This window comes from Streptomyces achromogenes subsp. achromogenes (assembly GCF_000720835.1).
GTDB lineage: Bacteria > Actinomycetota > Actinomycetes > Streptomycetales > Streptomycetaceae > Streptomyces > Streptomyces achromogenes.
The window spans coordinates 23,519-47,126 of the sequence record NZ_JODT01000048.1; the positions used below are offsets into that span (position 1 = coordinate 23,519).

Consider the following 23,608-nt stretch of genomic DNA (forward strand, 5'->3'; position numbering starts at 1 on the left):
CCGAGGAGGCCGCTCATGACCGCTCGCACCCCTGATGCCGAGCCGCTGCTGACCCCCGCTGAGGTCGCCACCATGTTCCGCGTCGACCCCAAGACGGTCACGCGGTGGGCGAAGGCCGGCAAGCTCACGTCCATCCGCACGCTCGGTGGGCACCGCCGCTACCGCGAGGCGGAGGTCCGGGCGTTGCTGGCGGGCATCCCGCAGCAGCGCAGCGAGGCCTGAACAACCGCGTAACCGGGCAAGACGGACGGTCCCCCAACCGTCCGGGGCGCCCGAAACCCTAGCTCCAAGCGACGCGGGTCCTGCCCCAACAGGCCCCACGCCCAAGCCGATGAGGTCGCCGTAGGCATACGGCACCGGGTGCGTCGTCGATCGCGCTGGACTCCGCCGGGTCCAGCGCGATCTTTTTTGTGCGCGGACCGGGGCGGCGGGCGGGGCTTGTGAGCGTCCTTGTCGGACTCTGGGGAGGCCTGTCGGAACGGCTGTGTGCGAGCCCGGGGCGGAGTGCAATTGCACATATTAAATTGACCCGTTGTAGGGAGGGGGTAAGTTCCCCTGTTTCCCGAACTCGTGCGGTGACTCCCGTCACACCGCGGGGCGCTTGCCGCTCGCGGTCCGCATGGGTTAAAGGGAAGCGCCGGTTCCAGATTCCCACGCCTGTACGGGTGTTGGGCCCGGCGGGGTCACGCGCGGCGACTCGCGGCCTCGGTGGTCTCCCGCCCGTCCTCCTGGCCTCGCGAGCCGGCGGCCATCGCCAGCCGCAGCAGGCGGTGGCAGACGGGACAGTGGCGGGTGAGATGCCGGTAGGACGAGGCGGCCGACAGATGGGCCCTCAGAAGCGCCCGCGTCTCGTGCCTGACCGACGCCGCCATACGCCACCTCCAGGGGCCGCACAGGAGGAACGGGCCCTGCTCCCTGGGTACCGGCGGAAGCAGACCCCGTCAAGGCCGCACGCCGACACGGCAGACACGAAAGGGCCCCCTCGCGGGGGCCCTTTCATGGCAGGCGGATGCAATGAGTGAGGCCCGCGCCCCTTGCGGGGTGCGGGCCTCGAAACACTCTCTCTGCGGTCCTGACGGGATTTGAACCCGCGGCCTCCACCTTGACAGGGTGGCGAGCACTCCAAACTGCTCCACAGGACCTTGCTCGCGGCGCTTGTTCGTGCGTTGCGCTGCGAGAAGGACTGTACAGGAGGGCGAGGGTCCTGGTCGAACTCACCCTCCGTACCCGTACGGCTACGGGGCCGCCGCGTCGATCGCCTTCACGATCCGCTTGTCCGAGACGGGGTACGCCGTGCCCAGCGCGTGGGCGAAATAGCTGACCCGCAACTCCTCGATCATCCAGCGGATGTCCAGCACCTGCCGCGGCACCGGGCGGCCCTGGGGGAGCTGTTCCAGCAGCCAGGCGTACTCGTCCTGCATCTCGTGCACCTTCTCCATGCGCGTGGTGTCCCGCTGCACGTTGGTCGGCATCTGCTGCAGGCGCCGGTCGGCGGCCACCAGATAGCGCATCAGGTCGGGCAGGCGCCGTATGCCCGCCCAGGTGACGAAGCCGGGCTTCACGAGGGCGTCCAGCTGCTTGCGGACGTCCGTCAGGTTGGCGAGCAGCACGGGGCTGCGCACGGCCTTCAGGCGCCGTTCACAGGCCTGCCAGGCGGCCAGCACCTGCTGCACCTGGGCGACCGTACGGACCGTGGTGTCCACGATCTCCGCGCGCACCTTGTCGTACAGCTTCCGGTACGACTCCTCGTCCCACACCGGGCCGCCGAAGTCCGCGATCAGCTTGTCCGCCGCCGCCATCGCGCAGTCGTCGAACAGGGCCTGGACGGAGCCGTGCGGATTCGCGGACAGGGCCAGCTTCTGCTGGTTCGTCAGCTTCTCGGACGCGAACTTCGCCGGGTTCACCGGGATGTTGCGCAGGATCAGCCGGCGGGTGCCCTTCCACATGGCCTCCGCCTGCTCCGCCTCGGTGTCGAAGAGCCGGACCGAGACCGTGTCGCCGTCGTCCACCAGCGCCGGGTAGGCCCGCACCGGCTGCCCGGCCCGGCGGGTCTCGAAGACCCGGTTGAGGGTGCCGATCGTCCAGTCGGTGAGGCCCTTGCGCTCCAGGGACTCGCCGCCCTCGCGGGACGCGGTCGCCGCCGCGGCCTGGGACAGGGCCTGGCGCGCCTTCGGCTTCAGCCGGAGCTTCAGCGCCTCCAGGTCCTTGTCCTCGGCGAGCGTGCGGCGCCGCTCGTCGACGATCCGGAAGGTGATCTTCAGATGGTCGGGGACCTTCGCCCAGTCGAAGTCGTCCGCCTCGAAGGGCACGCCGACCATCCGCTTCAGCTCGCGGGCCATGGTGACGGTCAGCGGCTCCTGGAGGGGCACCGCCCGCTCCAGGAACGCCTTGGCGTAGTTCGGCGCCGGTACGTAGTGGCGGCGGACCGGCTTGGGCAGCGAGCGGATCAGCTCCGTCACCACCTCCTCGCGCAGGCCAGGGATCTGCCAGTCGAAGCCCTCGTCCGTGACCTGGTTGAGCACCTGGAGCGGGATGTGCACCGTCACGCCGTCCGCGTCCGCGCCCGGCTCGAACTGGTAGGTGACCCGGAACTTCAGGTTGCCCTGGCGCCAGGTGTCCGGGTAGTCGTCCTTGGTGACCGCCTCCGCCGACTCCCGGATGAGCATCTCCCGCTCGAAGTCCAGGAAGTCGGGCTGCTCGTGCCGCTTGTGCTTCCACCAGGAGTCGAAGTGCGCGCCGGACACGACGTGTTCGGGCACTCGCTGGTCGTAGAAGTCGAAGAGCGTGTCGTCGTCGACCACGATGTCCCGGCGTCGGGCGCGGTGTTCCAGCTCCTCGACCTCGCTGAGCAGCTTGCGGTTGTCGGCGAAGAACTTGTGGTGCGTGCGCCAGTCGCCCTCCACCAGCGCGTTGCGGATGAACAGTTCGCGGGAGACCTCGGGGTCGATCCGGCCGTAGTTCACCTTCCGCTGGGCGACGATCGGCACGCCGTACAGCGTGACCTTCTCGTACGCCATCACGGCCGCCTGGTCCTTCTCCCAGTGCGGTTCGCTGTACGTCCGCTTCAGCAGGTGACCGGCGAGGGGTTCGACCCACTCGGGCTCGATCTTCGCGTTGACCCGGGCCCAGAGCCGGGACGTCTCCACCAGTTCGGCGGACATCACGAACTTGGGCTGCTTCCGGAACAGCGCCGAGCCGGGGAAGATCGCGAACTTGGCGTTGCGGGCGCCCAGGTACTCGTTCTTGTTGCCGTCCTTGACGTCCTTCATCCCGATGTGGGACAGCAGGCCGGCCAGGAGGGAGACATGGACGCGGTCGGCCGGGGCGTCCTCCTCGTTCAGATGGATGCCCATCTGCTTGGCGACCGTGCGCAGCTGGGTGTAGATGTCCTGCCATTCGCGAATGCGCAGGAAGTTCAGGTACTCCTGCTTGCACATCCGGCGGAAGGAGCTGGAGCCGCGCTCCTTCTGCTGTTCACGGACGTAACGCCACAGGTTCAGATAGGCGAGGAAGTCGCTGGTCTCGTCCTTGAAGCGGGCGTGCTGCTGGTCGGCCTGGGCCTGCTTGTCGGCCGGGCGTTCGCGCGGGTCCTGGATGGACAGCGCGGCGGCGATCACCATGACCTCGCGGACACAGCCGTTCTTGTCGGCCTCCAGGACCATCCGGGCCAGCCGCGGGTCGACCGGCAGCTGGGCCAGCTTGCGGCCGGTGTCCGTGAGCCGCTTGCGGGGGTCCTTCTGGGCCGGGTCCAGCGCGCCCAGTTCCTGGAGCAGCTGCACGCCGTCGCGGATGTTGCGGTGGTCCGGCGGGTCGATGAAGGGGAACTTCTCGATGTCGCCGAGGCCGGCCGCGGTCATCTGGAGGATGACGGAGGCGAGGTTCGTCCGCAGGATCTCCGCGTCCGTGAACTCCGGGCGGGCGAGGAAGTCCTCCTCGGAGTACAGCCGGATGCAGATGCCGTCGGACGTACGGCCGCAGCGGCCCTTGCGCTGGTTGGCGCTGGCCTGGGAGACCGGCTCGATGGGCAGCCGCTGGACCTTGGTGCGGTGGCTGTAGCGGCTGATCCGGGCGAAGCCGGGGTCGATGACGTACTTGATGCCCGGGACGGTGAGGGAGGTCTCGGCGACGTTGGTGGCCAGGACGATCCTGCGTCCGGTGTGCTGCTGGAAGACACGGTGCTGCTCGGCGTGGGACAGCCGGGCGTACAGCGGCAGGACCTCGGTGAATCGGTACTTCTTCTTCTCCAGCGCGTCCGCCGTGTCCCGGATCTCCCGCTCGCCGGAGAGGAAGACCAGGATGTCGCCCGGTCCCTCGGCCATCAGCTCCTCGACGGCGTCGGTGATGGCGGTGATCTGGTCCCGGTCGGCGTCCTCGGACTCCTCCTCCAGCAGCGGCCGGTAGCGCACCTCCACGGGGTACGTCCGCCCGCTCACCTCGATGATCGGGGCGTCGCCGAAGTGCCGGGAGAAGCGCTCGGGGTCGATGGTCGCCGAGGTGATGACGACCTTCAGGTCCGGGCGCTTGGGCAGCAGCTGGGCCAGGTAGCCCAGCAGGAAGTCGATGTTGAGGGACCGCTCGTGGGCCTCGTCGATGATGATCGTGTCGTAGGCGCGCAGCTCGCGGTCGGTCTGGATCTCGGCGAGCAGGATGCCGTCGGTCATCAGCTTGACGAAAGTGGCGTCCGGGTTCACCTGGTCGGTGAAGCGGACCTTCCAGCCGACGGCCTCGCCGAGCGGGGTCTTCAGCTCCTCCGCGACCCGCTCGGCGACCGTCCGGGCGGCGATCCGGCGCGGCTGCGTGTGCCCGATCATGCCGCGCACGCCCCGGCCCAGCTCCATGCAGATCTTGGGGATCTGCGTGGTCTTGCCGGAGCCGGTCTCACCGGCCACGATCACGACCTGGTGGTCGCGGATGGCGTCCGCGATCACGTCCTTCTTCTGGCTGACCGGCAGCTGCTCGGGGTAGGTGACGGCCGGCACGCGCGAACGGCGCTCGGCCATCCGCTGGGCGGCACGGTCGATCTCGGTCTCGATCTCGGCGAGGACGGCGGCGCGGGCCTCCGGCTTGCGGATCTTGCGCGCGCCCTCCAGCCGCCGCCCGAGCCGGTGCGCGTCGCGCAGCGACAACTCGGTCAGACGGGGGGCGAGGGTGCCGACGGCGGGGGCAGGATGCGTAGACATACGCGATCCAGGATCTCACCCGGGGCGAAAAACACGCGAACGATTTGACCGGGGCGGTGTGCGGCCCTGCGCGGTGCGCGGTCCGGGGCGGTGCGCGGTCCGGGTCATCGGGAGGCACCTCCCGCGACGGGATGCCAAAGTAACCGTTATGCCCGATTCGCAACGCTGGGCGGCGTTCCGGGAGTCCCCCTTCCTCCCCGCCACGGTCCTCGTCCTCATCCTCGCCGCCGCGGCCGGCCTCTTCGCCGGTTCGTACACGTACGCCATGGCCAACCCGACCCCGCACGGCATCCCCACCGCGGTCACCGGCCACTACGACGCACCGGCGGCCCGGCGGTTCATCGACGGCATGGAGGAGGCGCTGGACGCCTCGATGCGGCTGCACCCGTACGGCAGCCGGGACGAGGCGGTACGGGCCGTGGACGAGCAGAAGGTGTTCGCGGTGCTGGACGCGCCCGCCGACGGCCGCACGATCACCCTGGACGTGTCCGGGGCGTCCGGCGCGGCGGTCGCCCAGGTGCTCGGGCAGGCGGCGCGGCAGGTCGGCAAGGCCACCGGGACCACCGTGACGGTCCGTGACCTCAAACCGTTGCAGCCGGGCGACCCGCGAGGGCTGGCCATCTTCTACATCACCCTCGCCGCCGTGATCATCGGCTTCGTCGGCGCCATCCAGCTCAGCGTGCACGCGCGGGAGCTCAACCCGCTGGAACGGATCGCCTACACCGTCGCCTACTCGGTGCTCGGCGGGTTCACGATCGCCGCGGTGGTCGACTGGTGGCTGGGGGCGGTGCGGCTGCCGTTCGTCGAGTCCTGGGCCATCCTCGCCTACACGATGTTCACGTCCGGCATGGTGTTCACGATGTTCAACACCCTGTTCGGCCGGTGGGCCATGCTGCCGACCTGGGGCCTGATGGTGTTGCTGGGCAACCCGTCGTCCGGCGGTGCCGTCTCCTGGCCGCTGCTGCCGTCCCTGCTCGGCACGATCGGCCGCTGGCTGCCGCCCGGCGCCTCGGTGAACGCCCAGCACACCGCCGTGTACTTCCGGGGCCACCAGCACGCGGTCCCGTTCCTGGTGCTGGCGGGCTGGGCGGCGGTCTCCTGCGCGGTCTTCCTGATCTGGCGCCACCGCCACCCGGGCGGACGCCCGGTCGGACCGGCCGCGCGGGAGGAGGAGAGGCCCTAGGAGGCGCCCTGGGCGGGCGGGGCCGCCGGGGTGACCTCGGGGTGCCTGCGGGCCGCGCCGTCGCCGAGCGCGATCGCCTGGGCGGTGTTGGAGACGGCCTTGATGCCCAGGTAGGCCGTGGTCAGGCTGCTGACGGCGGTGAACGCGGCGGTGAGGATGCCGATGATCACTCCCTTGTCCCCGTCGAGCTGCCAGACGCCGACGATCGCCACCACGGCGATCGCGAGGTTGCTGACGATGACCGCGAACAGTCCGTACCGGGCCCGGATCTTCTCCAGATCGGTGTCCCGCCCGGCTCTGCCCTCGTTCCGGCTCATGTTCTCTTCCCCCGTTCCCGCGCACCACGCGCGGTGAGGCCGAACGTAGCGCCGGGCGGGCGCGGTGCCAAGGCGGTCACCCCGGGGCGGCCGGGCCGGCCCGGGTCAGGGCCTTACGGTGGCCGGTTCCCGTCCGTGCCGCTGCCGAGGAGCGCGGTGACGGCCCGGGGCGACCAGTGGCCGTCGGCGCCGGGGCAGGAGGCGACGTAGGAGGCGACCGCGTCGGTGTCCCACGCCCCGGCGGAGAGCAGGCCCGAGGCCAGGAAGCGGATGTAGGGGGCGGAGGGGGCGAGCCACGGCACGTCGTTCATCCCCCACGGCGCGGTGAACGTCAGCACCGGCAGGCCGTCCACCTGACCGGCGCAGACGAGGGTTTCGTAGCGCCCGTCCCCGAGGACGGCGCGACCTCGCGTGAGCACCTCGGCCAGGTCCAGGTCCCCGGCCGGCAACCGGTACATCTCCTGCGCCGCGATGTCGGCGAACTGCCCGCTCGTCACCAGATGCGCCCTGGCCAGCACCCGGCCGTCCGCATCCGGGTCGTAGAAGGCGCGCCCACCGCCCCAGACGGCGGACTCGGTGGCGAAGTACATCGCACCGGTCAGCTCCACCGGGATCGACTGGGCCGGCATGGCGGGATCGCGGCACCCCGGGTACTCCCTGCCCGCACCGGGCGGACGCCCGCCCTTGAGGTAGGCGGCGAGCCGGTCCAGGTGGGTGTTGGAGCCGTAGGAGGTGTACCAGACCCGCTCGGGATACCGGTCGGACGGCAGCGTGGGGTCGATGCTCGGTAATGCCTTCACCGTGGCGGGCTCCGTGGGCGTACCGGGGGGCATGGCGGGTGGCGGGCGTGGTGGGTACGAAAGAGCCCCTCTCCGCGAACGGAGAGGGGCTCTGCCCTGGTCAGGGCGGCTGTGGCTGGGGCCGGGGTCGAACCGGCGACCTTCCGCTTTTCAGGCGGACGCTCGTACCAACTGAGCTACCCAGCCACGGTGTTTCACGTGAAACACCAGCGGTCCTGACGGGATTTGAACCCGCGGCCTCCACCTTGACAGGGTGGCGAGCACTCCAAACTGCTCCACAGGACCAAGCGTGCGTGCAACAGTGTCGCACACGGTAATGCGTGCCCCCAACGGGATTCGAACCCGTGCTACCGCCTTGAAAGGGCGGCGTCCTAGGCCGCTAGACGATGAGGGCTATCGGCCCGCCTGGGCGCTTCTCAGCGCGTCGGGGACGTGAGAAGCATATGGGATGGCGAGGGGTATCGCCAAAACGGTTTACGGAGAGGTGCCGGGAGAGGCGCTCGGCGGGGTGGGGGAAGGGGAGCGCGAGGGAGCGGTGGCACCGGGCTGGTTCTCGTCCACCAGATGGCGGCTGACCTCGGCCGTTGTCAGTCCCAGTCCCCCGAGTTCGATCGCGTCCCAGGCCTGGAGCCGGCGGCTGTCCCGGTCGAAGTAGAGGATCGAGGCCTGGATCGGGGCGGGGTGCCCGCGCTCCACCGCCCGCAGCCCGCTGCCGCCGGTGGAGCCCTCCCTCCGCAGCCGGGTGCCGTACGGCAGCATCCGCGTCCCCTCGTGGTGCAGATGGCCGCAGAGCACCAGCGGCACCTCGCCGTCGGTCTCCTCGGCTGCCGTCGGCTCGTGCGCCACCGCCACGTCCACCGGGGTCCCGGCCGCCTGCTGGTCCCGCAGGGCGCTGGCCAGCCGGGCCCCCGCCAGCCGCTCGGCCGCCTCGCCACCGGGCACCGCCGAGCGGTCGGGGGTGAACTGCGGATCCCCGATGCCCGCGAACCGCAGGCCCCCCGCGGTCACCGCCCGGCCGTCGTCCAGCACGCGCACGTTCCGCATGCGCTCCAGATAGCGCTGGGTGGTCCGGGAGTCGTGGTTGCCGCGCACCCACACGTACGGCACGCCCAGGTCCCGGATCGGGTCCAGGAAGCCGTTCTCCGCCGCCGTGCCGTGATCCATCGTGTCCCCGGAGTCCACGATCACGTTGACCTGGTACTGCTTCACCAGCGAGCCGATGATCTTCCAGCTCGCCGGGTTGAGATGGATGTCCGACACATGCAGGACCCGGATGGTGGACGGGTCCGGGCGGTAGGCGGGGAGGGTGGACGTGGCGTCGTACAGCTTGGTCACGTTCGTCACCAGGCGCGCCAGCTCCTTCTGGTAGACGTCGAACTCCGTGACGATGCTGCGGGCGTTGCCGACCACGGACGGCGCCGAGGCCAGCAGCCCGGAGAACCTCGGCTCCAGGACCGCCTTCGGGTTCCAGGTGGCGTACGCCGACGCCCCCGAGGCAGCGAGCAGCGCCAGGGCCAGCCCGCCGGCCGCCAGGGCCCGGCGCGGGCGGCGGTAGACGGCGAGACCGAGACCGGTGGCCCCGAGCACCACGGCGACGCAGGAACGTACGGCCAGGTCCCGGGTGCCGTGCTCGACGTCCCGGACGATCTCGTCCTGGAGTCCGGAGATCCGCTCCGGATGGTCGACCAGCGCCTGGGAGCGGGGCGGGTCCAGCCGGTCGACGTTCACGTCCAGGCGCACCGGTGCCGCGTGGCTGTCCAGGGCGAGCGAGCCCAGCGGGGACACGTCGATCCTCGTGCCGCCGGTCAGGGAGGGCCGCAGCGCCATCGTCGTGTCCACCGGGCCGACCGGGACCCGGACGGCGCCGACGACCAGCAGGCCCAGCCAGGCGCCGGCCAGCACGACGGCGGCCAGACCGAGGGCGCGCGCCCAGGGACGGGGCCGGGCGGCGAGTTCGAGACGGGGGAGCGGGCGGGGGCGTGCGCGGGGCGGGGTCCGGTTCGGCATGCGGCTCGGGACTGCGACGGGGACGCGGGTTATTGGTGCCGTATTCCCACGTCAAGGGGTGGATATGCGGCGCCGTTCCCGGACAATGGCCGTGTGCTGGAGATGACGCGCGAGGAGTTCGAGGAACTGGTCGCCGAGGCGCTGGACCGGATCCCGCCGGAGCTGACGCGGCTGATGGACAACGTCGCGGTGTTCGTGGAGGACGAACCGCCCGCCGACGATCCCGAGCTGCTCGGGCTCTACGAGGGGACCCCGCTGACCGAGCGCGGCGAGTGGTACGCGGGTGTCCTGCCGGACCGGATCACCGTCTACCGCGGACCGACGCTCCGGATGTGCGCCAGCCGCGAGGACGTGATCGCGGAGACCGAGGTGACGGTGGTGCACGAGATCGCCCACCACTTCGGCATCGACGACGACCGGCTGCACGCCCTCGGGTACGGGTGACCCGGGCGCCGCGCCCTGTGACCGACGCGGCGCGGGGCGCCCGGCGCGCGGGTGAACGTGGCGTGCCGGGTGCCGCCGTGCGCCCGGGGCGTGCGCGTGTCCTCTTGTGGGCGGCGGGAGTTGGGGAGGTTGACTCCCGTCCCCCGCCCCCGGAGGTGGCCGCCGTGCGCCCCTTGTCCGTACCCGTCCGTCTGGCCGCCGCGGCGCTGACCGTCACCGCCGCCGCCGGCTGTGTGAACGTGGGCGACGACGCGGGGCGGGCCCGCCCCTCCCACTCGGCGGGCCGGCCCGCCGGCGAGGCACCCGACGGCGGCCCGGTACGGGGCGTGGGCGGCCCCGTCGAGGCGGGCGGGACCGGTGCCGGCGAACACGGTCACGGCGGCCGGGCGAAGCCGGGGCAGTCCGGCTCGGCGTCGCCCGCCCCGTCGGGCAAGGACAGCGCCTCCGGCGCACCGCGGGAGCCGGGCGGGCAGGACGAGCCGGAGAAGCCGGGGAAGCCGGGGAAGCCGGGAAAGAGCGACGCGCCCGGCGACCCGGCGCCCACCAAGGCGCCGCCCGCGCCCCCGGCCAGCACCGCCCCGCCCGTACCCCCGGCCACCACGGAGCCGCCGCCCGCCACGGAGCCGCCGTCGGCCGAGCCGTCCTCGTCGGCGCACGAGGAGACCGGGCCCCAGCTGGTCCAGCGGGAACCGGCGCCCGCGGCGGGCGCGCCGGTGTGACACCGTCCGCTCCGGTGGACCCGGTAGGCCACTGTGACGTGCGTCTATACCACCGGGTTTGCCTTCCAGGGGGGTGGGTGCGTATGGTGGTAGATCGTTTGATCCCATTTGCCCGGCGCCACCACAGAGCGCGCCGTGTGGCGCGTACTCTCCTTTGCCGTGGCGGACCGCATCTAGGCGGTCGTGAGCGAATCACGGAGTTGACGGGCGCGTGCCGACGAGACTCCGGAAGGTTTCGCATTCGCATGTCCGTGTCCAGTACTGACCAGATCGTCATGTCCGAGAACGAGAACGAGAACGAACTCGACGTGACGAACGAGGTCACCGAGGCCCCCGAGGCCGCTGACACCACCCCCCAGACCACCTTCGCCGACCTCGGCCTCCCCGAGGGCATCGTGCGCAAGCTCGCGCAGAACGGCGTGACGACCCCCTTCCCGATCCAGGCCGCGACCATCCCGGACGCCCTGGCCGGCAAGGACATCCTCGGCCGTGGCCGCACCGGCTCCGGCAAGACCCTCTCCTTCGGTCTGCCCACCCTGGCCCTGCTGGCCGAGGGCCGTACCGAGAAGAAGCGGCCCCGCGCCGTCATCCTCACCCCGACCCGCGAGCTGGCCATGCAGGTCGCCGACGCCCTCCAGCCGTACGGCGACGTCCTCGGCCTGAAGATGAAGGTCGTCTGCGGCGGCACGTCCATGGGCAACCAGATCTACGCCCTGGAGCGCGGCGTGGACATCCTCGTCGCCACCCCGGGCCGGCTGCGCGACATCATCAACCGTGGCGCCTGCTCCCTGGAGGACGTGCGGATCGCCGTCCTCGACGAGGCCGACCAGATGTCCGACCTGGGCTTCCTGCCCGAGGTCACCGAGCTGCTCGACCAGGTCCCGGCCGGCGGCCAGCGCATGCTCTTCTCCGCCACGATGGAGAACGAGATCAAGACCCTGGTCGACCGCTACCTGACCGAGCCCGTCCTGCACGAGGTGGACGCGGCCCAGGGCGCGGTGACGACCATGTCGCACCACATCCTCATCGTGAAGCCCAAGGACAAGGCGCCGGTCACCGCCGCGATCGCCTCCCGCAAGGGCCGCACGATCATCTTCGTCCGCACCCAGCTGGGCGCCGACCGCGTCGCCGAGCAGCTGCGCGACGCCGGGGTGAAGGCCGACGCGCTGCACGGCGGCATGACCCAGGGCGCCCGCACGCGGACCCTCGCGGACTTCAAGGACGGGTACGTGAACGTGCTCGTAGCCACCGACGTCGCCGCCCGCGGCATCCACGTCGACGGCATCGACCTGGTCCTGAACGTGGACCCGGCCGGCGACCACAAGGACTACCTGCACCGGGCCGGCCGTACCGCCCGCGCGGGCCGTACCGGCACGGTCGTCTCGCTCTCCCTGCCGCACCAGCGGCGCCAGATCTTCCGTCTGATGGAGGACGCCGGCGTCGACGCGGCCCGCCACATCATCCAGGGCGGTGCCGCCTTCGACCCGGAGGTCGCCGAGATCACCGGCGCCCGCTCCATGACCGAGGTCCAGGCCGAGTCCGCCGCCAACGCCGCCCAGCAGGCCGAGCGCGAGGTCGCCCAGCTCACCAAGCAGCTGGAGCGCGCCCAGCGCCGCGCCACCGAGCTGCGCGAGGAGGCCGACCGGCTGGTGGCCCGGGTCGCCCGCGAGCGCGGCGAGGACCCGGAGACGGCCGTGGCCGAGGCCCAGGCGACGGCGGCGGAGCAGCTCGCCGTGGCCGAGGAGCCGGCGGAGCGCGAGACCGAGCGCGAGGAGCGCCCGGCGGCGGCGCCGTACGAGCGCCGGGAGCGGCGCGGCTTCGAGCGCCGGGACGACCGTCGCGACGACCGCCGTGAGGACCGGGGCGACCGCCGTTCGTTCGACCGCGACCGTGACCGCGACCGTGGCTTCGAGCGCCGTGACGACCGTCCGGGCTTCCGCCGTGACGACCGGGGTGACCGGGGCGACCGCCGTCCCTTCGACCGCGACCGTGACCGGGACCGTGGCTTCGAGCGTCGTGACGACCGCGGTGGCCGTAGCTTCGAGCGTCGTGACGACCGTGGCGGTCGTAACTTCGAGCGCCGTGACGACCGGGGTGACCGGGGCGACCGCCGTCCCTTCGACCGCGACCGTGACCGTGGTTTCGAGCGTCGTGACGACCGCGGTGGCCGGGGCTTCGAGCGTCGTGACGACCGTGGCGGCCGTGGGTTCGAGCGCCGTGACGACCGCCCGGGCTTCCGCCGTGACGACCGTGGTGGGCACCGGGGCAGCGACCGTCCGTTCAACCGCGACCGCCGTGACGACCGCCCGGGCTTCCGCTCCGGCGGCCACGACCGCCCCTACGGCCGTCGTGACGACCACCGCGGCACCGGCGGCTCCTTCGGCCGCCGCGAGGACAAGCCGCGCTGGAAGCGCAACGGCTGACGCCGAGTGAGCTGACACAAGGGCCCGTACGACACCCGTCGTACGGGCCCTTCCTCATGCCTGCCCAGTGGCGCATATCACAACAGCGGGCAGGGAATTGCTGGGGCATGGCAGACGACGCGCGTGTGACCGGACAGCGGGCGGCGCCCGGCCCGTCGGACGAGGAGCGGCTGGCCCAGCTCGGCTACACCCAGGTCCTCGCCCGCCGGATGTCGGCGTTCTCGAACTACGCCGTTTCCTTCACGATCATCTCGGTCCTCTCCGGCTGTCTGACGCTGTACCTCTTCGGGATGACCACGGGCGGCCCCGCGGTGATCACCTGGGGCTGGGTCGCGGTCGGCCTGATGACGCTGTTCGTGGGCCTGTCGATGGCCGAGATCTGCTCGGCGTACCCGACCTCGGCGGGCCTGTACTTCTGGGCCCACCGGCTGGCGCCCGCGCGCTCGGCGGCGGCCTGGGCGTGGTTCACGGGCTGGTTCAACGTGCTGGGCCAGGTGGCGGTGACCGCGGGCATCGACTTCGGCGCGGCCTCCTTCCTGGGCGCCTACCTGAACCTCCAGACCGGGTTCCAGGTGACCCCGGGCCGCACGGTGGCGCTGTTCGCGGCGATCCTCGTCCTGCACGGCCTGCTGAACACCTTCGGCGTCCGGATCGTGGCGTTCCTGAACGGCGTGAGCGTGTGGTGGCACGTCCTCGGGGTCGCCCTCATCACCGGCGCGCTGGCGCTGGTCCCCGACCACCACCAGCCGGCGTCCTTCGTCTTCACGCACTTCGTCAACGAGACGGGCTGGGGCAGCGGCCCGTACGTGGTCCTGCTGGGGCTGCTGATGGCCCAGTACACCTTCACCGGCTACGACGCCTCCGCCCACATGACCGAGGAGACCCGGGACGCCGCCACGGCGGGCCCGAAGGGCATCGTCCGCTCGATCTGGACATCCTGGATCGCCGGCTTCGTGCTCCTGCTGGGCTTCACCTTCGCCATCCAGTCCTACGACGCCGAACTCGCCTCCCCCACCGGCGCCCCGCCCGCCCAGATCCTCCTGGACGCCCTCGGGGCCACCGCCGGCAAACTGCTCCTGCTGGTGGTGATCGGCGCCCAGCTGTTCTGCGGCATGGCCTCCGTCACCGCCAACAGCCGTATGATCTACGCCTTTTCCCGGGACGGCGCGCTGCCGTTCTCCCGCGTCTGGCACACGGTCAGCGCGCGCACCCGCACCCCCGTGGCGGCGGTCTGGCTGGCCGCGCTCGGCGCGCTGGTTCTCGGCCTGCCCTACCTGATCAACACCACGGCCTACGCGGCGGTGACGTCGATCGCGGTCATCGGCCTGTACATCGCCTACGTCATCCCGACCTTCCTGCGGGTCCGCAAGGGCACCGCGTTCGACCGCGGCCCCTGGCACCTGGGCCGCTGGTCCGGTGCGATCGGAGTGGTCTCGGTGGCCTGGGTACTGGCGATCACGGTCCTGTTCATGCTGCCGCAGGTCTCCCCGGTCACCTGGAAGACCTTCAATTACGCCCCGGTGGCCGTGCTGGCCGTCCTCGGCTTCGCCACGGTCTGGTGGCTGGCGTCGGCCCGCCACTGGTTCCTGGCCCGCCCACCGGTTTCCACACCGGCCGAAAAGTGACCATCACGCCCGTCCCGCCCGCCGCGACGCGGCCGTGTCCCCGATACCCGATCGGCGACACGGCCCCGTCCGGCTATGCTCGGACAAGCAACATCGCCCGGGCCCTTAGCTCAATTGGCAGAGCAGTGGACTTTTAATCCATTGGTTGTGGGTTCGAGTCCCACAGGGCCTACGGTTCGGACCCCAGCTCAGCGCGTGAACGAGCTGGGGTCCTGTCGTTTCTTCCCGCGTTCAAGATCGTCTGCTGGCCCGTAGCCGGCCCGAGGGGCGGACTTTCACCCCGCCCGGTACGCCCGGAGGAACGCCGACACCCCGCCTGTGCCTGGGACGCGGAGAGCCTGATCGCGTTCCGCGCGGTGCAGGGGCTGGGCGGCGGACTGCTCCAGCCGGTCGGCATGGCGATGGGCATGCGGGTCGCCGACCGGGCCCGGCTCGGCCGCGCGATGGCCCTGCTGGGGCTGCCGATCCTGGTCGGCCCGGTCGCCGGACCGGTGCTCGGCGGGTGGCTGGTCGACGCCGCCTCCTGGCACTGGGTCTTCCTGATCAACCTGCCCGTCGGCGCCCTGGCCCTGGTCCTCGCGGCGCGCTTGCTGCCGAAGGACGCCCCGCCCGCCCCCGGCGCCGCCCGGCCCAGGCTGGACCTGCCCGGTCTGCTGACGCTCTCGCCCGGACTGGCCCTGCTGCTGTACGGCCTCTCGCGCGGCGGCGAGCGCGGGGACTTCACGGCTCCCGGCGCGCTGGTGCCGACGCTCGCCGGCGCGGTGCTCGCCACGGTCTTCGTCCGGCGGGCGCTCACCGTCCGCGCGCCGCTGCTGGGCCTGCGGCTGCTGCGGGACCGTACCTTCGCCGCCGCCGTCACCACGCTCGCCCCGTTCACCTGCGGCTACTTCGGCTCGATGCTGCTCGGCCCGCAGTACTGGCAGCAGGAGCGGGGCCTGAGCGCCACGGTGGCCGGACTGCTCGGCGCGCCGGCCGGGCTCGTGGTCGGTACGACGATGCGGATCGCGGCCCGGCGGGTCGACCGGGTCGCCCCGCGCCTGCTGATCGCGGCGGGGTGCGCGGCGGGCGCCCTCGGCATCGGCCTGCCGGCCTGGCAGACCGGGACGCCCGGGGCCGCGCCGTGGCGGATCGTCGTCGCGGGCATGGTGATGGGCGTGGGCGCCGGGATGACGCTGATGCCGGCGATGACCGCCGCGAGCCGTGAGCTGCCCGCGGACCGGCTGGCCGGGGCGAGCACCGCGCTGAGCATCAACGCCCAGCCGGCCGCGTCGGCTGGTACGGCCCTGCTGTCCGTGCTGCTCGGGGCGGCCGGCCCGGACCCGGCCGGCTTCCGGCTCGCCTACGCCGTGGCGGCGGCACTGCTCGCCCTCGCGCTACCGGCCGCGCTGCGCCTCCCGGGCGGACGACGGGGCCGAGCCCGGCCGCCCGTCAGCCCGCCGTCAGCTCCGTGAGGGCGGCCAGGGGCAGGGTGTGCCGGGTCTGGAGCGCCTTGGCGCGCAGGTAGGGGAGGTTGTGGGCGGTGGTGAAGACGCCGGTGGGCACGCGGTCCCGGACGGTGATGCCCAGCGCGCGCAACTGCGCCGCCTTGTCGGGGTTGTTGGACAGCAGGTCCAGTTCCGTGACGCCGAGCGCGGTCAGCATCTGGGCGGCGGCCGTGTAGTCGCGGGCGTCCTCCGGCAGGCCGAGGGCGGCGTTCGCCGCGTAGGTGTCGAGCCCCTCGTCCTGGAGGGCGTACGCGTCGAGCTTGTTGTAGAGGCCGATGCCCCGGCCCTCCTGGCGCAGATACAGCAGGATCCCGCCGCGGCCGGCGATGCGCTCGACCGCCTCGCGCAGCTGCGGTCCGCAGTCGCAGCGGGCCGAGCCGAAGACGTCCCCGGTCAGGCACTCGGAGTGCAGCCGCACCAGCGGGACGGGGCCCGGGTCGCCCAGCACGACGGCGAGGTGCTCACGGCCGTCGGTGAGGCCGTGGAAGGTGACGAGTTCGGCGTCGGCGCCGTAGCCGTCGGCGAAGCGCAGCGGTACCCGGACGCGGGCGCGCGGGGTGGCGGCGGGGATGTCGGGCATGCGGATCCCTCCGGGGCCTGTGCTTCAGATTTGAAGCAGTCGTTCGCAGGGACCCTACCTCATGCTTAAAAATTAAAGCAATTGCCCTCGCCGAGGAGCCCCTGCGAGGTCAGGAGCAGGACGACCGGCGCCGCCAGGGAACGTCGTCCGTCCCCGCCCCGGCCCCCTCGCCCTGCAGCCCGTGGGCGATGCCCGTGCAGATCTCCTCCAGCTGCCCCACCTGCTCCGCGGTGAGCCGGTCGAATAGCAGCGAGCGGACCGTCTCGACGTGCCCGGGCGCCGTACGCTCCAGCACGGCCGTCCCCTGGTCCGTCAGCACCGCGAGCGAGGCGCGCTTGTCCGCGGCGCAGTTCTCCCGGCGCACCAGGCCGTCCCGCTCCAGCCGGGTCACCACGTACGTCAGCCGGCTGCGGGTGATCTTCAGCGCCTCGGCGAGATCGGTCATGCGCAGCCGCCGGCCGGGCGCGTCGGAGAGGGTGGCCAGCACCGAGTAGAACAGGTGCGGCATGCCGCCCTCCTGCTGGAGCTGCCGGTCGATCGCGTCCTCCAGGAGGCGGGAGGCGGCGATGTAGGCGCGCCAGGCGCGCTGCTCCTCGGGCGTGAGCCAGCGGGTCGTCATGCCGCCAGTGTAGGTTTGTTTAAAACTTGAACCAAGCCGCCCGCGGCCCCGCCCCGCCCGTCCGCCTCCACAGGAAAGAGCGCCGATGCCCCTGCCGTACGTGCTGCTGTCCGCCGCCGTCTCCCTCGACGGCTACCTGGACGACACCGGCCCCGAGCGGCTCCTGCTGTCGAGCCCGGCCGACTTCGACCGGGTCGACGGGGTACGGGCCTCGGTGGACGCCATCCTGGTCGGTGCCGGCACGATCCGCGCCGACAATCCCCGCCTGCTGGTCAACTCGGCCGAGCGGCGCGCGGCCCGGCGCGCGGCGGGCCGGTCCGAGTACCCGCTGAAGGTCACCGTCACCGGCTCCGGCGACCTCGACCCGGCGGCGAACTTCTGGCACACCGGCGGCGACAAGCTCGTCTACACCACCGACCGGGGCGCCGCCCGGGCCGCGCGCCTCCTCGGGGCCGCCGCCGACGTCGTCCCGCTCGGCCCCGCCCTGGACTGGCGGGCCCTGCTGGAGCACCTGCACGACGTGCGCGGTGTGCGGCGGCTGATGGTCGAGGGTGGCGGCACGGTCCACACCCAGCTCCTCCAGCAGGGCCTGGCCGACGAACTCCAGCTGGTGCTCGCCCCGCTGTTCGTCGGCGATCCGGCGGCCCCGCGGCTGTTCGGTCCGGGCGCCTACCAGGGCGGGCGCCTGCGCCTGCTGGACACCCGCCGGATCGAGGACGTCGTCCTCATGCGCTACGCGCCCACGGCTCCCGGCTCCGGCACGGCCGCCACCGCGGCCGACCGCCACTGGCTGCGCACCGCCTGCGAACTGGCGTCCCTGTGCCCGCCGTCCGGGACGGCGTTCAGCGTGGGCGCGGTCGTGGTCGCCGCCGACGGCACGGAACTGGCCCGGGGCCACTCGCGCGAGGGCGGTGACCCGGTGGTGCACGCGGAGGAGGCGGCGCTGGCGAAGACCGACCCGGCCGACCCGCGGCTGTCCGGCGCCACGGTGTACTCCAGCCTGGAGCCGTGCGCCCGCCGCGCCTCCCGGCCGGCGCCCTGTGCCGAGCTGATCCTGCGCGCCGGGGTGCGCCGGGTGGTCACCGCCTGGCGGGAGCCGGACACGTTCGTCGAGGCGGCCGACGGGACGGGCGTGCTGACGGCGGCGGGGGCGCGGGTCGTCGTCCTGCCGGAGCTGGAGGAGCTGGCGAAGGCGCCGAACGCCCATCTGCCGGGCTGAGCGCCGCCCGGGTGCGGATACACCCAGGGCCCGGAATCCTTGGGATTCCGGGCCCTGGGCCTTCAGTAGCGGGGACAGGATTTGAACCTGCGACCTCTGGGTTATGAGCCCAGCGAGCTACCGAGCTGCTCCACCCCGCGTCGTTGTGACTTCAGTGTACGCCATGCGCGGGATGCTTCGCACACCGGTTTTCGCGGGCCCCCGGAGAGCCTCCCCGAGGGGCCCGGACGCAGGTGTCACGCAAGGTGACCGGACGAGTGCGCACGCATAACAACTGAGTCACCATCAAAAGTACGAGTGACTGCTGACCGCTTCTGAACGCCGGTCACATTGCCCGTTGTGTCGGGATAGTTGCTGATAACTCCACCGGTAAAAACGTTAATGATCAAGGGGACCGGCTTGGAAAGTGACTGTCAGGTCTATTAACGTTCGATAACGCAGCGCGGTCGTCCCAGCCGTCACCAGAGACGGCTCCGTGCGCACGCGCCGAATCCCGCGAGGGAACCGGGGAACCACCACTTTGGGGTGAATCACGCGGAAACCGCCGTGCACTCACGCGAGTCCACGACCGGTATACGCGCGTAGGAGACCTTCCTGCTCCGAACCCGTCAGCTAACCCGGTAGGCGGAGGAAGGAAAGGAGTACGCCCGGGTGGCGTCCAACCGGCCTGGCCCCGAAGCCCCGTCCATACCGGCACAGCGCGAGCACGCGCACGAGCCCGAACCCGCGAGCTTCGCCTACGGCGCCTACCGCGCCGACGAGGGCCCGTGGGAGGAGTGGAACCCCACCGAGGACTCCGTCGCCCCGGTCCGCGGCCGGCACCGGGTCGCCAAGCAGCGCGGCGGTCTCGCGCGCAGCTCCACCGTCCTCGGCGTCGGCGTCATGGCCGCGGTCGGCGCGGGCGGCATGGCCAGCGCCAACACCGGCAAGCCGCCGGTGTCCATCTCCATGCCGGACCTGCCCTCGGTCGGCTCCCTCTTCCAGGACGGCTCCGGCGACGACCGGCCCGCCGAGGCCGCCGCGGCCACCACCCTCAGCACCGTCGCCGTGGCCTCCGACGCGGGCCAGGACAGCGCCGACGCGGGCGAGGTGCTGCGCAACCGGATCATGGCGCAGGCCGAGCAGCAGCAGGGGCAGGCCGACAGCAAGGCGACCGCCGCCGCGCTCGCCGCCGCCGAGAAGCAGACCGCCCAGGCCGCCGCCCAGGCCGAGCAGGAGGCCGCCGCCCAGGCCGCCGCCGCCAAGGAGAAGGCGGAGGCGGAGGCCGAGAAGGCGGAGGCCGAGGCGAAGAAGGCGGCCGAGAAGAAGCGGCTGGCCGAGCTGGCCAGGCAGTACGCGCTGCCCACCTCCTCGTACACGATCACCTCGACGTTCGGGCAGGCCGGCTCGATGTGGTCCTCCGGCCACCACACCGGTCTGGACTTCGCCGCCCCCACCGGCACCCTGATCAAGGCCGTGCACAGCGGCACGATCACGGAGGCGGGCTGGGCCGGCGCCTACGGCTACCGCACCATCCTGACCCTGGACGACGGCACCGAGCTGTGGTTCTGCCACCAGTCCTCGATCAACGTCACGGCCGGCCAGAAGGTCGGCACCGGCGAGGTCATCGGCCGCGTCGGCGCCACCGGCAACGTCACCGGCCCGCACCTGCACCTGGAGGTCCACCCCGGCGGCGCGCCCACCGGCATCGACCCGATGGCGTGGCTGCGCGACAAGGGCCTCACCCCCTGACGGCTCTCTCCCGGGAGACCGGAAATCGGCGCCGGCGGCGGGATGCGATCGTCCTCCGCCGGCGTTGACACGATGTATGACGTCACTTCGTAAACTCGGCTCCTCCGACCTCGAGGTCTTCCCGCTCTCCCTGGGCGGCAACGTCTTCGGCTGGACGGCCGACGAGCAGACCTCCTTCGCCGTCCTCGACGCCTACACCGCGGCCGGCGGCAACTTCATCGACACCGCCGACGTGTACTCGGCCTGGGTCGAGGGCAACAAGGGCGGCGAGTCCGAGACCATCCTCGGCGCCTGGCTCAAGGCCCGCGGCAACCGCTCGGACGTGATCGTCGCGACGAAGGTCAGCCAGCACCCCGAGTTCCAGGGCCTGTCCGCCGCGAACATCAAGGCCGCCGCCGACGCCTCGCTGCGCCGCCTGGGCACCGACTACATCGACCTCTACTACACCCACTTCGACCAGCCCGAGGTGCCGGTCGAGGAGATCATCGGCGCGCTCGACGAGCTGGTGAAGGCCGGCAAGGTCCGGCACATCGCCGCGTCCAACATCGGCGCCGACCGCCTGCGCGCGTCCCTGGAGTTCTCCGACCGCGAGGGCCTGGCCCGCTACGTCGCCGTCCAGCCGCACTACAACCTGGTCTCCCGCGACACCTACGAGGGCCCGCTCCAGGAACTCGTCGCCGCCGAGGGCCTGTCCGCCGTCCCGTACTTCGCGCTCGCCTCGGGCTTCCTGACCGGCAAGTACCGGCCCGGCGCGACGGTGGACAGCGCCCGCGCCGACCGGGTGCAGGACTACGTGGCCTCCGAGCGCGGCCAGAAGGTCCTGACGGCCCTGGACGAGGTCGCCGCCGCCCACGAGGCCCCGGTCGCCACGGTCGCCCTGGCCTGGCTGGCCGCCCAGCCGACGGTCACCGCCCCGATCGCCTCCGCCCGCACCCCGGAGCAGCTCCCGGCGCTGCTCGGCGTGGCGGAGCTGAAGCTGACGGACGCGGAGGTCGCGAAGCTGACGGAGGCCTCGGCCTAGAACGGCCCGCGCCCGGCGCGCTCCGGCGGTGCCGCCCGCCCGGCAGCCCCCGCGGTCAGGTCCGGTACGGGTTGGAGGCGGAGTACGTCACCGCCGGGTAGCCGTACGGCACCGCCGGCCGGTACACCGGGGCCGGTGCGGCGGCCCGGCTCGCGTACTCCAGCGCCGGCCGGGCCACGTGCCGGCGCCGCCACAGCTCCGCCAGCAGCTCCCGCTCCCGTACGGCGAAGTCCGGCCCGGCCCTGCCCGCGCGTCCGCGCCGGCGCAGGAAGGCGAGCGAGGTGGCGTACCCCTCGTAGCGGGCCACCTCCCGGGCCGCCGGGCGGCCGTGGTGGTGCCGGGCGTAGTCCCGGGCCATCCGGCGCGCCCGCATCGACCCGAGCGCGAACGGCTCGCCCGGCCCCAGCCACCCGGCCAGCACATACGCCGGCAGCTCCGCCCGTACGGTGCGCAGCTCCCGCTGCCGGGTCCAGACCGCGAGCCAGGTCACCAGCCCGAACACGGGCACCATGAAGCCGCCGTAGACGGCGAAGAACCCGTACTGCCCGAAGGTGGCCGAGCCGTTCCAGAAGGCGTGCATGCCCATCGCGAGCAGCAGTCCGCACACCGGCAGCAGGACCCGCCGCACGGGCCGGCGCTCGGCGGACAGCGCGGCGATGCCGAAGCCGATGCCGGTCAGGACGGTGAACAGGGGGTGCGCGAACGGGGACATGACGATGCGCACGAAGAAGGTGGCGGCGGTGACGGAGGCGATGCCCCGGTCGCCGGTGAGCTGGTCGGTCCCGAAGGCCGTACCGAGGTAGAGGATGTTCTCGGTGAACGCGAACCCGGTGGCGGTGGTCCCCGCTATCACCACGCCGTCCACGATCCCGGTGAAGTCGCGTCTGCGGAACAGGAAGACCAGCAGCACGGCGGCGGCCTTCGCGGACTCCTCCACGACCGGCGCTATCACCGTGGCGCCGAGGGTGTCGGCGCTCGCCGGGTCGGCGGTGGAGGTGGCGATCCACTCGGTGGCGAAGCTGTTGGCCACGATGGCTATCAGCGCCGCCGCGCAGGCGCCCCAGGCGAAGGAGAACACCAGGTTGCGCCAGGGGCCCGGTTCCACCCGGTCCAGCCACCGGAAGGCGGCGATCAGCCAGGGCACCGGCAGCACGGCCAGCCCGAGCCCGACGAGGAACCCGTCCGTGCCGGTCTGCCGCCGCACGAGCGCGAGGATGACCAGCCCGGACAGCGCCAGCAGCGTGCTCGGCGCCCCGTACCGCACCCACCTGCGCTGCCACCAGTGCGGGTGGCGGAGCCCCCCGTCGCCTGGGCTCGGGGGACGGGTCGGGAACGGAGGACTGGTGGCCACGGCATCGACCCTAACGGTGACGGCACGAGGGGCTGAGCGGATTATCGGCCCGGTCGGTCGGGTGGTCCGGGCCCTCCGGTCGGCTATCCGTCCTGGCGGTGCGGTACGCGTCGGAACAGCAGATCGTTCACGACGTGTCCCTTGTCCAGTCCCTGTCCCTCGAAACGGGTCAGCGGCCGGAACTCCGGGCGCGGCGCGAAACCGCCGTCCGGCTGGGTGTTCTCGAAGTCCGGGTGCGCGGTGAGCACGTCCAGCATCTGCTCGGCGTACGGCTCCCAGTCCGTGGCGCAGTGCAGCAGCGCGCCGGGCTTCAGCCGGGTCGCCGCGAGCGTCAGGAACTCGGGCTGGATGAGCCGCCGCTTGTGGTGCCGCTTCTTGGGCCACGGGTCGGGGAAGTAGACGCGCAGCCCGTCCAGCGAGTCGGGGCGGAGCATCTCCCGCAGCAGGATGATCGCGTCGCCGTTGCCCACCCGGACGTTGGTGAGGCCGCCCCGGTCGGCGAGGCCCAGCAGGTTGCCCTGGCCCGGGGTGTGCACGTCGACGGCCAGGATGTTGGTGTCCGGGTCGCCGGCGGCCATCCGCGCGGTGGCCTCGCCCATCCCGAACCCGATCTCCAGGACCACGGGACGGTCGTTGCCGAACAGCTCGGCCGGGTCGATCACCCGCTGCCCGTCGATGTCCAGCCCCCACTGGGGCCACAGCCGCCGCAAGGCGTCCGCCTGCCCGGCCGTCACCCGGCTGCGCCGTGGCTGGAAGCTCCGGATCCGCCGCTCGAAGTGCGAACCGGCGGGGTCCGCCTTGGGCCCGTCCGGGAAGCGCGGTTCCCCCTTGGCCCGGGCGGGCCGGACGGGGTCACCGGGGGCGGGCGGGGCGGCGGGGGAGTTCAGGGAGTCAGACACAGTGAG

General features: G+C 72.3%; 19 protein-coding genes, 6 tRNA genes and 1 riboswitch. Of the genes, 11 read left to right on the forward strand and 14 right to left on the reverse strand.

Features of this window, described 5'->3' with window-relative positions; all coding sequences use genetic code 11:
- The first annotated feature begins 15 nt into the window (after positions 1-15).
- Positions 16-222 (forward strand): developmental transcriptional regulator BldC, encoded by a 207-nt coding sequence (gene bldC, locus IH25_RS0133740; protein ID WP_003949541.1) that lies wholly within the window; start codon positions 16-18, stop codon positions 220-222.
- A gap of 461 nt (positions 223-683) precedes the next feature.
- Here bldC and IH25_RS0133745 read toward each other — a convergent pair whose 3' ends face one another.
- From IH25_RS0133745 to hrpA, 3 genes are all read right to left on the reverse strand, one after another.
- Positions 684-872, reverse strand: a complete 189-nt coding sequence (locus IH25_RS0133745) for a DUF6274 family protein (RefSeq protein ID WP_030619680.1) — start codon at positions 870-872, stop codon at positions 684-686.
- A 195-nt stretch (positions 873-1,067) separates the two neighbouring features.
- Positions 1,068-1,142, reverse strand: a tRNA-Asp gene (locus tag IH25_RS0133750).
- A gap of 93 nt (positions 1,143-1,235) precedes the next feature.
- Complete coding sequence (gene hrpA, locus IH25_RS0133755) at positions 1,236-5,180, reverse strand: ATP-dependent RNA helicase HrpA (RefSeq protein WP_030619683.1); 3,945 nt, start codon at positions 5,178-5,180, stop codon at positions 1,236-1,238.
- Between the two features lie 148 nt (positions 5,181-5,328).
- Between hrpA and IH25_RS0133760 the strand changes: the two genes are divergently transcribed.
- Positions 5,329-6,363: a membrane protein gene (locus tag IH25_RS0133760; RefSeq protein WP_030619684.1), complete on the forward strand. Its 1,035-nt coding sequence runs from the start codon at positions 5,329-5,331 to the stop codon at positions 6,361-6,363.
- Here IH25_RS0133760 and IH25_RS0133765 read toward each other — a convergent pair.
- From IH25_RS0133765 to IH25_RS0133790, 6 genes are all read right to left on the reverse strand, one after another.
- Entirely contained in the window at positions 6,360-6,680 is a 321-nt protein-coding gene (locus IH25_RS0133765; protein WP_030619688.1) for a hypothetical protein, read from the reverse strand. The genes IH25_RS0133760 and IH25_RS0133765 overlap by 4 nt on opposite strands.
- A gap of 113 nt (positions 6,681-6,793) precedes the next feature.
- The gene (locus tag IH25_RS0133770; protein WP_037656179.1) at positions 6,794-7,480 is read right to left on the reverse strand and encodes a hypothetical protein; all 687 of its coding nucleotides are present in this window, start codon (positions 7,478-7,480) and stop codon (positions 6,794-6,796) included.
- Positions 7,481-7,592: 112 nt separating this feature from the next.
- Positions 7,593-7,666: transfer RNA gene (locus tag IH25_RS0133775), tRNA-Phe, on the reverse strand.
- 24 nt (positions 7,667-7,690) lie between these two features.
- A tRNA-Asp gene (locus tag IH25_RS0133780) sits at positions 7,691-7,765 on the reverse strand.
- 36 nt (positions 7,766-7,801) lie between these two features.
- A tRNA-Glu gene (locus IH25_RS0133785) sits at positions 7,802-7,874 on the reverse strand.
- Between the two features lie 80 nt (positions 7,875-7,954).
- On the reverse strand, positions 7,955-9,487 hold the full coding sequence (locus tag IH25_RS0133790) for a metallophosphoesterase family protein (RefSeq protein ID WP_030619695.1): 1,533 nt from the start codon (positions 9,485-9,487) through the stop codon (positions 7,955-7,957).
- A gap of 93 nt (positions 9,488-9,580) precedes the next feature.
- On the opposite strand from IH25_RS0133790, the gene IH25_RS0133795 reads away from it, so the two are divergent.
- The 6 genes from IH25_RS0133795 (at position 9,581) to IH25_RS0133820 (ending at position 16,149) form a co-directional block, all read left to right on the forward strand.
- Positions 9,581-9,931, forward strand: a complete 351-nt coding sequence (locus IH25_RS0133795; protein ID WP_030619698.1) for a metallopeptidase family protein — start codon at positions 9,581-9,583, stop codon at positions 9,929-9,931.
- Between the two features lie 164 nt (positions 9,932-10,095).
- Positions 10,096-10,650 carry a hypothetical protein gene (locus IH25_RS0133800; protein ID WP_030619700.1) on the forward strand — a complete coding sequence of 185 codons (555 nt, stop codon included), beginning with the start codon at positions 10,096-10,098 and terminating at the stop codon, positions 10,648-10,650.
- Positions 10,651-10,895: 245 nt separating this feature from the next.
- Positions 10,896-13,073 (forward strand): DEAD/DEAH box helicase, encoded by a 2,178-nt coding sequence (locus IH25_RS0133805; protein ID WP_030619701.1) that lies wholly within the window; start codon positions 10,896-10,898, stop codon positions 13,071-13,073.
- A 107-nt stretch (positions 13,074-13,180) separates the two neighbouring features.
- Entirely contained in the window at positions 13,181-14,698 is a 1,518-nt protein-coding gene (locus IH25_RS0133810; protein ID WP_030619703.1) for an amino acid permease, read from the forward strand.
- A 99-nt stretch (positions 14,699-14,797) separates the two neighbouring features.
- Positions 14,798-14,870: transfer RNA gene (locus IH25_RS0133815), tRNA-Lys, on the forward strand.
- A 64-nt stretch (positions 14,871-14,934) separates the two neighbouring features.
- Positions 14,935-16,149 (forward strand): DHA2 family efflux MFS transporter permease subunit, encoded by a 1,215-nt coding sequence (locus IH25_RS0133820; protein WP_280842555.1) that lies wholly within the window; start codon positions 14,935-14,937, stop codon positions 16,147-16,149.
- Here IH25_RS0133820 and IH25_RS0133825 read toward each other — a convergent pair.
- A complete protein-coding gene (locus IH25_RS0133825) occupies positions 16,127-16,762 on the reverse strand; it encodes a GTP cyclohydrolase II (RefSeq protein WP_030619707.1) in 636 nt (211 codons plus the stop codon). The two genes, IH25_RS0133820 and IH25_RS0133825, sit on opposite strands and share 23 nt — an antisense overlap.
- A 109-nt stretch (positions 16,763-16,871) precedes the next feature.
- Entirely contained in the window at positions 16,872-17,381 is a 510-nt protein-coding gene (locus tag IH25_RS0133830) for a MarR family winged helix-turn-helix transcriptional regulator (RefSeq protein ID WP_030619708.1), read from the reverse strand.
- Between the two features lie 85 nt (positions 17,382-17,466).
- On the opposite strand from IH25_RS0133830, the gene IH25_RS0133835 reads away from it, so the two are divergent.
- Entirely contained in the window at positions 17,467-18,600 is a 1,134-nt protein-coding gene (locus IH25_RS0133835; protein WP_030619711.1) for a dihydrofolate reductase family protein, read from the forward strand.
- A 66-nt stretch (positions 18,601-18,666) separates the two neighbouring features.
- On the opposite strand, the gene IH25_RS0133840 is transcribed toward IH25_RS0133835, so the two are convergent.
- A tRNA-Met gene (locus IH25_RS0133840) sits at positions 18,667-18,740 on the reverse strand.
- A gap of 334 nt (positions 18,741-19,074) precedes the next feature.
- Positions 19,075-19,242: riboswitch (cyclic di-AMP (ydaO/yuaA leader) on the forward strand.
- A gap of 9 nt (positions 19,243-19,251) precedes the next feature.
- On the opposite strand from IH25_RS0133840, the gene IH25_RS0133845 reads away from it, so the two are divergent.
- Together IH25_RS0133845 and IH25_RS0133850 are read left to right on the forward strand one after the other, a co-directional pair.
- Positions 19,252-20,331: a M23 family metallopeptidase gene (locus IH25_RS0133845; protein ID WP_030619712.1), complete on the forward strand. Its 1,080-nt coding sequence runs from the start codon at positions 19,252-19,254 to the stop codon at positions 20,329-20,331.
- Positions 20,332-20,407: 76 nt separating this feature from the next.
- The gene (locus tag IH25_RS0133850) at positions 20,408-21,352 is read left to right on the forward strand and encodes an aldo/keto reductase (protein ID WP_030619715.1); all 945 of its coding nucleotides are present in this window, start codon (positions 20,408-20,410) and stop codon (positions 21,350-21,352) included.
- A 55-nt stretch (positions 21,353-21,407) separates the two neighbouring features.
- Here the strand turns inward: IH25_RS0133850 and IH25_RS0133855 are convergent, their stop codons facing one another.
- Together IH25_RS0133855 and trmB are read right to left on the reverse strand one after the other, a co-directional pair.
- A complete protein-coding gene (locus IH25_RS0133855) occupies positions 21,408-22,703 on the reverse strand; it encodes a PrsW family intramembrane metalloprotease (protein WP_030619717.1) in 1,296 nt (431 codons plus the stop codon).
- A gap of 83 nt (positions 22,704-22,786) precedes the next feature.
- Positions 22,787-23,602 (reverse strand): tRNA (guanosine(46)-N7)-methyltransferase TrmB, encoded by an 816-nt coding sequence (gene trmB / locus IH25_RS0133860; RefSeq protein WP_030619720.1) that lies wholly within the window; start codon positions 23,600-23,602, stop codon positions 22,787-22,789.
- Positions 23,603-23,608 lie beyond the last annotated feature (6 nt).